Here is a 9,079-nt window from a genome sequence, read left to right on the forward strand (position 1 = left end):
CAAGAGCCGCCGCGACCCGGCCGGCTTCACCCTGGCTGAATGGCAGCAGGCCAAGCGGACGGGCTTGGACGCTCGCACCGTCAAGGAACTGGTCCGGCAATGCTGGGTAGCCTCCGACAATGGGACTTCCTTCGCCCAGGCGCTGGAGGAGCGCGGCTTCCACCTGGCGCAGGGCGACCGTCGCGGTTTCGTGGCGGTGGACCAGCATGGCGAGGTCTACAGCGTCGCCCGCGCCGCTGGGATCAAAAGCAAGGACGTGGCCGCCCGGCTCGGCGATCCTGCCGAGTTGGAAATAGTCGAGCAGGTGAAAGAGAAGATCGCCGCCCGGATGACGGCCGCCCTGCGCCGGCATATCCGGGAGGCGGAAAAGACAGCGGCAAACCGGCATACGGCCATCGGCCTAGATAAGCGCGATATGGTACGCCGGCAGCGCCAGGAGCGGCAGGCTCTCCAGCGCCGGCAGGAAGTCCGCCGAGACCAGGAAACCAGAGACCGCGCCGCCCGACTCTCCCCTGGCCTGCGCGGACTATGGGACAGGCTGACCGGTCGCTACGGACGCATCAAGCGGGAGAACGAGCGCGACGCCTATCGCGCCTATCAGCGGGACCAGACGGAGAAGCAGGCCCTGATCCAGCGCCAGCTTGCCGAGCGGCAGGCGCTGCAACGAGAGATCAAGACAGCGAAGGAAGCGCACCGCCAGGAGCTGATCGCCCTGCGCCGTGACGTGGCAAGCTACACGCGGATGGGAGCCGAGCAGCGGCAGGCCGTGCGGGAGCGGAGCAAGGTAGCCGCGCAGCCGGAGCGGAAGCCGATGGCAAGGGAGACGCGGAAGCAGCGGCGGAGAGGCCTGAAGCGATAGAAACAAGGCTGCTCAGGTGCATTTGTTTGCGCTAGTTGGCACGGCTATTATGGGTTAGCAACCGCAAAGCATTGGCCGTAACCAGCACCGTGGCGCCAGTATCGGCGAGAATTGCCATCCAGAGGGTGGTGACACCGAGCAGGGTTGTGACCAGAAAGACAGCCTTCAGGCCGAGCGCAATCGATATGTTCTGCCAGATGTTACGCAGCGTGGCCCTCGACAGCGCGATCAATTCTGCGACGCCGGTGACCCGATCGTTCAGCAGCGCTGCATCGGCAGCCTCCAGCGCGACATCCGTTCCACCGCCCATCGCCACGCCGATGGAAGCCGCCGCGAGCGCCGGCGCGTCGTTAATGCCGTCGCCGACCATCGCAATGGCCCCGGCATGCCGCAATTTGCCGATCTCTTGCAACTTGGCGTCCGGCAGCAGCTCCGCATGCGCCTCCAGCCCAAGCTCGCCCGCAATAGTAGCCGCTGTGCGCGCATTGTCTCCGGTAAGCATGACGGACTTGATGCCGAGACCGCTTAGAAGCGCGATGGCCTCGCCGGCATCGGAACGCGCTTCGTCCCGCAAAGCGATCGCGCCCTCGACCGTCTTGCCAGAGAACAGCACCACGACTGTTTTGCCTTCCTTTTCCAACTCGCGAATCCTGCTTTCCAGGAGGGGAGCCATAGGACCTTGTTCAGCCGCATAGCGGGGCGATCCGACAGAGGCGAAGCCATCCTTCAGCCTTGTCGTGACGGCCTTGCCCGGAGTCGCAACCCCGCCGCCGAACGATCTGGGCAACTCGATCCCGCGCTCGGCCGCTGCCTCGACGATGGCGATGCCGAGCGGATGGCTGGTATTGCGCTCGACGGCGGCCGCTCTGGCCAGCACATCATTCTCCGTGCCAGCCACTGCGACGATGTCGGTCACCCGAGGGCGTCCCAAGGTCAATGTACCGGTCTTGTCGAAGGCGACGGTTCTTACCTTGCCCAACGTCTCAAGCGCAGCGCCACCCTTGATCAGCAATCCTTGCCGCGCACCGGCCGCCAAGCCCGAGGCGATGGCCGCCGGCGTGGAAATCACGAGAGCGCAAGGGCAAGCAATCAGCAGGGTCGCCAGCCCGCGATACAGCCATGTCACCCAATCGCCACCGAAAGCGAGGGGCGGCACGAGGATGACGAGCAGTGCGACGACCATCGCACAGGGCGTGTACCAACGGCTAAAACGGTCGATCATCCGCGCCGTGGGCGCTTTGGATTCCTGTGCCTGCTCAACGAGATGAATGATCCGGGCAATCGTATTATCGGCGGCAACACGTGTGATCGCCACGCGGAGTTCGCCATTCGCGTTGACGCTGCCGGCATAGACATTGGAACCCGGCTCCTTCAGAACTGGAACCGATTCGCCGGTAACCGGCGCTTCGTTTACCTCGGACGACCCGGATGCAACCGTTCCATCCGAGGGAATCCGATCTCCCGGCCTCACGACGACAATATCCCCTATCGCCAGCTTTCCGACCGACACCTCTTCCGTCCGGCCGTCGGCGCCGGCCTCGCGCCATGCGATCCGAGGGACGAGGTCGATAAGCTTTTCGATACCTGCCCGTGCCCGTCCGGCGGCAACCGTCTCCAGCATCTCTCCAATGGCAAACAACAAGATGACGACAGCCGCCTCCTCCGCCTCTCCAATCGCCACCGCACCGAGTGCGGCGACCGTCATCAAGGTTTCGATGGTGAATGGCGAACCGGACAAGGTTCCGGCAAGCGCCCGGCGCGCGAAAGGCACGATAGTGGCGAGCGCCGCTACCGAATATATCCATCGCTCCCAATGCGGGATCAGCGATGCGGTGACAAAGGCCAGAAAGAAGACGGCGGCGATGGAGAGAACCAGCCGTATCTTCTCAGCCTGCCACCAGGGGCTTTTTTCGCGTTTGTGAGGAATGACATTGTCCGAGGCTGGCGCATCTGTCGGCGTGTAGCCGAGTGCTGCCATCCGGTCTCTGACCGTGTGCTTCGGGGTCTGTTCTTCGTCAAGTTGCAAGGCCACAGTTCCTGCCGGGACGTTGACGTTAATGCCGGTCACTCCAGGAAGGCGCTGCAACGCTTTTTCTATCTTCAGGGCGCAGGACGGGCAGTCCATGCCATCGACGCGCAATTTGTAGGGCTTCATGGTTACCTTCATGCCACTTCGGGATTGGCCTGTATTAATCTACGATCTATAGTTACTATAGATTCAAGGATAAAATTAGTGCCCAGCGTCGGGTGGATGGCTAGCCGATCCGGGCAAGGATCGGGAAAGTCTCCAAAAGCCAAAGCGCGATATCCGTTAGCCGACCGGTCAGCAGCAGTACCCCCATCCCTATCATGCCCGTACCGCCGATAATCGTGACGACAGGGGTGAAGCGCCGCCAGCGCTTCATCCGGGATCGCAACGTGTCGTAAGAAAAGGCCGCAAGTAGAAATGGCATGCCGAGCCCGAGGCTATAAGCTGCGAGCAATAACGTGCCGTCCAAACCCGCTGAGCCTGTGAGCGTAAGAATGGCGCCCAGAATGGGTCCGATACAGGGTGTCCACCCAAAGGCGAAGGCCAGCCCCATACAATAGGCGAAAAGAGGGTTGCCGCCGGGCAACTGTCCCTGCCAACGCCAATCCCGTTGCAAAAAAGACGGCGTGACGGCCCCAAGGGTCAGCAGGCCAAAACAGACCATGAGCACGCCGCCGAGAATGCTAGCCTCCCGGCGATACTGGAGTAGGAAATCGCTTAGCAGGTTGCTCGCCGCCCCAAGCAGCACGAAAACCGTGGAAAAGCCGAGGACGAACCAGAGGCCGAGCCAGAGGCGGCGAGGGGTTGAGCCGGGGCTTCCGTTCTCATTCCCGGTCGCACAGATATAGGCGATGTATCCGGGAACGAGAGGCAATACACAAGGCGAAAGGAACGAAGCGAATCCCCCGAAGAGGGCGGAGGCCGCCCCTATCAGGTTCAACTCCATGAGCTTAACTCTCGAATAAAGAGCATTCTCGACACCGCGCTTATTGCACGAGATTGGCCGATATCTTGATGGCACTTACGGCGTAAAAAATGATCACCAGCAGAATCAAGGCGAAGAATATCGCCCAATTGCGCTGGGACTGGTTTCTCGATCTGTTGCTCATGGTTCATGCTCCGTCTGCTGGACCAACAGATTTTCGCGAATCGGTCAAGCGTTGGATGTCGCTGGGATGATTGGCGACGATAGCCGGTTGCGCCGGCATCGGCGCGGCAAGCGGATCGATTGGGTGCCCGTCGACCCGCACCTCGTAGTGAAGATTCGGCCCGGTTGCCGTACCGCTGACCCCGACAGCCCCGATGACCTGGTCGGCTCGCACCCGCGCCTGTTTCGACATGCCGTCGGCAAAGCTCGACAAATGGGCATAGCGGGTCGTCACGCCATTGCCGTGATCGATATCGACGACCCGGCCATAGCCCCCCAGCCGGCCAATGAAAGAGATCCGCCCGTCAGCCGTGCTGGAAACCGGGGTGCCGACTGGAGCCTCGTAATCCACCCCGGTATGCAGACGTACGCTTCCGTAAACTGGATGCTTCCGTCGTCCGAAGATCGAGGATAATCTCGCTCCTTCGACCGGTGCCCGAATTCGCTGGACGAGGGCACCGTCACGGTATAGCGCTGCGGTGCTGTCCTCATCCGATATGAGGAGTTCGAGTACGTTCCGTTCTGTCGCCAATCTCGCATAGGATAGTGACGGCTCGCCGAACGCGTCTCCTTCCTCGTAGACGCTCTCACGCCAGATGATCGCGATTTCGTTGCCACGGCGAAGATCGCGGCGGAAGTCATAGAGACTTGAAAAAAGTGCGGCCAATTCGACGGCAAACCGTTTCGGAGCGTCGATCGTGTCCAGCGTTTCAGATAGGCTGCTCTCTATTTTAGCTTTGGCGACGCGCTCGACGTTCCTCGGTTCGGATTCCATCCGCTCGGCTTGTGCGCTTTCGGTAAACGCAATTTCTATCTGTATGCCGAGATGCGTCGTCAGCGACATCCCCAGGAGGGCATTTCTGCCGTCCGCAGAAAGGCGCATCGCCAATATATCGCCCGGTCGCAGTTCCGTCGGGTCGAATTCGGCCATGAAGGCGAGAATTGCTTCTCGTTGAACGGCCTTGCCGATGCCGCTGCGACCCAACATCGCTTCCAGTGTATCGCCCGGCGCTGCGACAATCGATCTTTCCTCCGCTTCGGCGACGGGCGGTCGGCCGTGGGTTTCGGCCTGGGACGAGAACGAAAGGCCCATTCCCCACATGGCCAACAACGCGACAAAAATCATCGTTTGGGAGCTAGGGCTGCAAACCCGCCCCGATATCGGACTCTGGTTCATGACCTAAAGAACCTTCCTGATCTTCGGGACGGCGATTTCACGCGCCTCGTGATAGTCGATGGTCGACCGGAAATTGCCGGCCGCATCGAACAGGAAGACCGTGGCGGTGTGATTCATCATATAACCGCTCTCGGTCTCGACTTTCTTATAGAACGCCCCGAAGAAATCGGCCGTCTTCCTGATTTCGTCAGGCGCGCCGGTGTAGCCGACGATGGCCGGATGGAACATGTCGACATAGTCAGCCATTGCCTCCGCTGTATCCCGCTCCGGATCGACGGTGACGAAGGCGACGTTGATATCCCGCGCCTCCCCGCCCAGCGCCTCCAGCCAGCCGGTTATATCGGATAGCGTGGTCGGGCAGACATCCGGGCAGTAGGTGAAACCGAAGAACAGCAAGGTCGGCCGGCCCACCCAGCTCGCCGGACTGGTGCGGCGGCCCTCATGGTCGGTCAGCGTCATCTCGGCCTGCGCGAGAGGCGGCGGTCCGCCGGCTATGGAGAGCCGGGGCGTGCGGGCGCCAGGGCCGTCGACCTGCCACCAGCCGGCGAAAAGGGTCGCGGCCAACAGCCCAGCGAGGCCGGCCACGCCAAGGAGAAATCTGCGCCGGATCATTTCTCCGGCGCTATCGCGCCGACGCCATGGATAGGCACGTCGACCGTCACCTTGCCAGCCCGTTCAAAGGTCAGCGTCAGTGGAAAACGCGCGCCCTTCTCCAGCGGCTGCCGCAGCTTCATGAGCATGACGTGCAGGCCGCCTGGCGCCAACGCGACGGTCTCGCCTGGTCCGATAGGCAGTGGACCGGCGGGGGACATGGAGACCACGCCATCCTTCGTCTTGACCTTGTGGATTTCCGCCATGCCGGAAACGGGCGATTCCACGCCGACCAGTTGATCCGTCGCGCTGCCGCCGTTGCGTATCGTCATATAGGCTGCTGCCGGCCGGGCGGTGCCTATCGAGGCTCGCGCCCAGGGCGTCTCCACCTTGAGATCGCCGAATTGCGTGCTTTCCGCCTTTCCGGGGCCGGCGAAGAAGAAGCCGGCAAGAAGGGCGATGGACAAAGCTTTCGATGCGGTATTCATAGTTTTTCCTTCAGGTCTTCAACAATTTCCGCCGCTGGCGTTCCATAGGAAAACAAGTGGACGAATCTACCGTTCGGGTCCAACAGGTACAGGGCCGAACTGTGCGACATGGTGTAACCGTCGGGAGCGTCACTCTGCGGCTGCATCTCGTAATAGGCGTAAAAGGACTGGGCGGCTTCGGCGACGGCCTCCGGCTCTCCCGTAAGGCCGATCAGCGCCGGATGGAACGCCGCGACATACTCGGCCATCGCGGCTGGACGGTCCCGCTCTGGATCGATGGAGATGAAGAGCGGCTGAACGTTCCGCGCGGCCTCTCCAAGTCCGTCCATCACCGTCGCCACCTCTGCCAGGGTGGTCGGACAGATATCGGGGCAATGGGTGAAGCCGAAGAAGACGAGTTGCCATTTCCCCAGATAGTTACGTTCCGTTACCGTCTCGCCGGTATGGGCGGTCAGGGTATAGTCGGGTCGAATGGCGGCCAAGGCGGATTGACGGGCATCATCTTGGAAGGACGTCTTCCAAGCGTAGAGGCCAAGAAAACCCATTCCGGCAAGCGCTGCCACGACCCAGAGAAGAATGCGTAGCTTAGTCAAGGCCCCGTACCTCCGAGGCAACCGATTCCAGCAGCTGTTCGATGCCGAAAGAGGAAAGCGGCTGCCCGTTGATGAAGAAGGTGGGCGTCTGGCTGATGCCGAGCGCGGTAGCGTCGGCCGCATCCTGATTCAGTCGTGCGACCAGTCCCGGCAGCATTCTTTCGCGACGTGCGCGCTCCACATCCAGACCAATCCGTGCGACAGCGTCCCAGGCGATATCCAGGCGAGGCCGGCCATGCGCCGCCCAGGCCGGCTGCGACTCCAGCAACGCTTCGAGCGCCGGTTCAAACAGGTTTTGCAGCCGCGCAGCTTCCAGCATGCCCACCGCTTCGTCGGAACCCTGGTGAAAGGCGGCATATCTCAACACGATCCGGACTTGCTCCGGATAGGTGCGGAGTATCCGCTTCACGATAGGGTGGAACGCCCGGCAGGCTTCGCAGGCCGGATCGAAGAATTCAACCACAGTGACTGGCGCATCCTTTCGTCCCAGCACCGGCGAATGATCGCGTATGAGGGGGCTGTCGGGCGGCAGAGACGGCGGCTTGAATTCCTCCCGCTGCCTGACGAGCAGGGCGGCGGCGGCCAAGCCGGCCAGCGAGGCGGCGGTGACGCCGAGCACCAGAGCGCGGCGGGTGATCATTGGCTTTTCCTTCTTCCGGCAAGGAGAAGCACGACGGTGGCGGAAAAGGCGCCCAGCGACAGCATGGGCAAGGGCAGTCCCAGAAAGGTCATTTCCGCCCCAGTGCAGGAGACACCTGCCCGGCAAGGCTCTACGGCGGTAGGCAGCCAACCGACATAGAGCAGGCTGTGCCAGAGCGCCACGCCGCCGCCGCTGAGCGCCAGCGGCAAGGCGTAATGGCCGACATCTCCATCGTTCCTCAGGAAAGCGATACCCAGAATCAACGCCAGGGGGAACATGGCGATTCGCTGATACCAGCAAAGCTGGCAAGGCGTCTGGCCCAGGATCTCGCCGATGTAGATTGCTCCCAGCGTCGCTGCCAGCGTGATCAGCCAAGCGGCAAACATACAGAACCAGCCGATGCTGTCGGCTGACTTGTCGATAGTGGTCGTCATCACGCCTCCGCCCTGTCGGAATGGAAAACTCGGGCGACCAGCAGTAATGCGCCCGTAACGATGAAGACGTCGGCGCCGTTGAACGCCGGCCAATGCCATTCGCCCCAGTGGAGATCGATGAAGTCGGTGACCGCGCCCTGGCGCCAGCGGTCGACGACATTCCCGAGTGAGCCGCCGACAATCAGCGCCAGCGCCGAGCGCTCGCCTGCCGAATGGGTTCTCAGCGCCCAAATGAGGAGAATGAGGGTGATGCCGAGGGTCAACAGAACGAGAAGGAACGGTCGGCTCTCAAAGAAGCCGCCGAACATTCCGAAGCTGACCCCCGTATTGAAGCCGATGGCGATATTCAGGAAAGACGTGACCTCAACGACGCGCGCCGGGCCGGGGAGCTTGGTTAGCGCCAGCCATTTCGCCGCCTGGTCTACGAACAGTGCAAACGCCGAGATCGTTGCTACGGCGCCTACCCGCTGAAGCATTCTTCTTCTCCGGTTCCGGTTGATGTCATTCGGCCAGGAGGCTAATATCTCCAGTAACTAGAGGTGCAAGAGGGTGTTTATGTATTCTATCGGCCGTGTCGCCCAGGAAACCGGGGTGAAAGTTCCAACCATCCGCTATTACGAGCAGATCGGCTTGCTTCCGGAGCCGGACCGCAGCGCCGGCCGGCAGCGACTTTACACGCCCCGGACCGTCGAACGGCTGGCTTTCATACGCCATGCCAGGGAGCTGGGGTTTCCCTTACCGGCCATCCGCGATCTGCTGAGCCTCTCGGATCAGCCCGACCGCCCCTGTGAGGCAGCCGACGCCATTGCCGTCGAACAGCTCGGCCAGGTGGAACGGCGCCTGAATCAGCTTCAGGCGCTGAAACAGGAATTGTCCCGCATGATCGTCCAATGCCGCGGCGGAAGTATTTCCGAGTGCCGGATCATCGAGGTGTTAAGCGATCACTCACAGTGCGAAGCGAAGAGCCATGCCGGGTTGTGAGTTCACAGAGCGGCAGGGAAATAGATGGATGTCAGGGGCTGGCCTCACGCCATAAGTGTGCAGAGTGCTATGATCGGCTCTGTGTCACTTACGCCCGCCCGATCCCAAGACCTACCGGTACAAATCCGATCGACCCGGCC

Annotated in this window: 10 protein-coding genes and 1 pseudogene; 2 read left to right on the plus strand and 9 right to left on the minus strand. The window is 61.7% G+C overall.

The features are described from left to right. Positions 1 to 859: pseudogene (locus AUP43_RS19180) on the plus strand (relaxase/mobilization nuclease domain-containing protein); the annotation flags it as partial. Positions 860 to 890: 31 nt separating this feature from the next. Here AUP43_RS19180 and AUP43_RS02845 read toward each other — a convergent pair. The 9 genes from AUP43_RS02845 to lspA all read right to left on the minus strand — a co-directional run bounded on the left by AUP43_RS02845 (position 891) and on the right by lspA (position 8,434). Next, positions 891 to 3,014, minus strand: a complete 2,124-nt coding sequence (locus AUP43_RS02845; RefSeq protein ID WP_067552417.1) for a heavy metal translocating P-type ATPase — start codon at positions 3,012 to 3,014, stop codon at positions 891 to 893. Between the two features lie 100 nt (positions 3,015 to 3,114). Next, positions 3,115 to 3,834, minus strand: a complete 720-nt coding sequence (locus AUP43_RS02850; protein WP_067552396.1) for a cytochrome c biogenesis CcdA family protein — start codon at positions 3,832 to 3,834, stop codon at positions 3,115 to 3,117. A gap of 166 nt (positions 3,835 to 4,000) precedes the next feature. Then, the gene (locus AUP43_RS02855) at positions 4,001 to 5,212 is read right to left on the minus strand and encodes a M23 family metallopeptidase (RefSeq protein ID WP_084462491.1); all 1,212 of its coding nucleotides are present in this window, start codon (positions 5,210 to 5,212) and stop codon (positions 4,001 to 4,003) included. 3 nt (positions 5,213 to 5,215) lie between these two features. Continuing rightward, a complete protein-coding gene (locus tag AUP43_RS02860; RefSeq protein WP_067552402.1) occupies positions 5,216 to 5,824 on the minus strand; it encodes an SCO family protein in 609 nt (202 codons plus the stop codon). Continuing rightward, the gene (locus AUP43_RS02865) at positions 5,821 to 6,291 is read right to left on the minus strand and encodes a copper chaperone PCu(A)C (RefSeq protein ID WP_067552405.1); all 471 of its coding nucleotides are present in this window, start codon (positions 6,289 to 6,291) and stop codon (positions 5,821 to 5,823) included. The genes AUP43_RS02860 and AUP43_RS02865 overlap by 4 nt, the downstream gene beginning before the upstream one ends. Then, entirely contained in the window at positions 6,288 to 6,884 is a 597-nt protein-coding gene (locus tag AUP43_RS02870) for an SCO family protein (RefSeq protein WP_084462492.1), read from the minus strand. Before AUP43_RS02870 ends, AUP43_RS02865 begins: the two co-directional genes overlap by 4 nt. Continuing rightward, on the minus strand, positions 6,877 to 7,524 hold the full coding sequence (locus tag AUP43_RS02875; protein WP_157089207.1) for a DsbA family protein: 648 nt from the start codon (positions 7,522 to 7,524) through the stop codon (positions 6,877 to 6,879). Before AUP43_RS02875 ends, AUP43_RS02870 begins: the two co-directional genes overlap by 8 nt. After that, positions 7,521 to 7,958 (minus strand): disulfide bond formation protein B, encoded by a 438-nt coding sequence (locus AUP43_RS02880; RefSeq protein WP_067552408.1) that lies wholly within the window; start codon positions 7,956 to 7,958, stop codon positions 7,521 to 7,523. The genes AUP43_RS02875 and AUP43_RS02880 overlap by 4 nt, the downstream gene beginning before the upstream one ends. After that, positions 7,958 to 8,434: a signal peptidase II gene (gene lspA / locus AUP43_RS02885; protein WP_067552411.1), complete on the minus strand. Its 477-nt coding sequence runs from the start codon at positions 8,432 to 8,434 to the stop codon at positions 7,958 to 7,960. Before lspA ends, AUP43_RS02880 begins: the two co-directional genes overlap by 1 nt. 79 nt (positions 8,435 to 8,513) lie before the next feature. On the opposite strand from lspA, the gene AUP43_RS02890 reads away from it, so the two are divergent. Further along, complete coding sequence (locus AUP43_RS02890) at positions 8,514 to 8,939, plus strand: MerR family transcriptional regulator (protein ID WP_067552414.1); 426 nt, start codon at positions 8,514 to 8,516, stop codon at positions 8,937 to 8,939. Positions 8,940 to 9,079: the final 140 nt, after the last annotated feature.

It is taken from the genome of Oceanibaculum pacificum (assembly GCF_001618175.1).
Classification (GTDB): domain Bacteria; phylum Pseudomonadota; class Alphaproteobacteria; order Oceanibaculales; family Oceanibaculaceae; genus Oceanibaculum; species Oceanibaculum pacificum.

Coding starts and splice junctions, on each gene's coding strand:
- AUP43_RS02845 (WP_067552417.1), bottom strand. CDS start 3,014: ATGAAGCCCTACAAATTGCGCGTCGATGGCATGGACTGCCCGTCCTGC.
- AUP43_RS02850 (WP_067552396.1), bottom strand. CDS start 3,834: ATGGAGTTGAACCTGATAGGGGCGGCCTCCGCCCTCTTCGGGGGATTC.
- AUP43_RS02855 (WP_084462491.1), bottom strand. CDS start 5,212: ATGAACCAGAGTCCGATATCGGGGCGGGTTTGCAGCCCTAGCTCCCAA.
- AUP43_RS02860 (WP_067552402.1), bottom strand. CDS start 5,824: ATGATCCGGCGCAGATTTCTCCTTGGCGTGGCCGGCCTCGCTGGGCTG.
- AUP43_RS02865 (WP_067552405.1), bottom strand. CDS start 6,291: ATGAATACCGCATCGAAAGCTTTGTCCATCGCCCTTCTTGCCGGCTTC.
- AUP43_RS02875 (WP_157089207.1), bottom strand. CDS start 7,524: ATGATCACCCGCCGCGCTCTGGTGCTCGGCGTCACCGCCGCCTCGCTG.
- AUP43_RS02880 (WP_067552408.1), bottom strand. CDS start 7,958: ATGACGACCACTATCGACAAGTCAGCCGACAGCATCGGCTGGTTCTGT.
- lspA (WP_067552411.1), bottom strand. CDS start 8,434: ATGCTTCAGCGGGTAGGCGCCGTAGCAACGATCTCGGCGTTTGCACTG.
- AUP43_RS02890 (WP_067552414.1), top strand. CDS start 8,514: ATGTATTCTATCGGCCGTGTCGCCCAGGAAACCGGGGTGAAAGTTCCA.